The 252-nt window shown below is 52.4% G+C and carries 1 protein-coding gene; it reads right to left on the bottom strand.

What is annotated here, in order from left to right; translation table 11 throughout:
- Window positions 1-252 (bottom strand): hypothetical protein (locus AK963_RS34670; RefSeq protein ID WP_175404836.1); only part of this gene is annotated, 252 nt, incomplete at both ends.

Raw genomic sequence — 252 nt, 5'->3', positions numbered from 1 at the left:
CTGGCATTGGTATCAACAATGGGTGCGTCGTTGACGGCATTCACCAGAATACCGACAGGTGCAATTTCTGTGCTGAATGCTGTAGTGCCACCATTGGTGGTGGTATCGGTATAGTCTCCAACAACACCGGCTGATTTATCCCAGGCCCTGACGGTGAACGTCGCCGCACCATTAAAGTCAGCATTGGGCACAAAGCGCACCTGGTTACTGGCATCTAACAGCAGAGCATGGTTTTCACCCAGGCTGCCATCA

This window comes from Endozoicomonas atrinae, from assembly GCF_001647025.1.
Classification (GTDB): Bacteria; Pseudomonadota; Gammaproteobacteria; order Pseudomonadales; family Endozoicomonadaceae; genus Endozoicomonas; species Endozoicomonas atrinae.
This window is presented reverse-complemented; position numbering and strand designations above follow the sequence as displayed.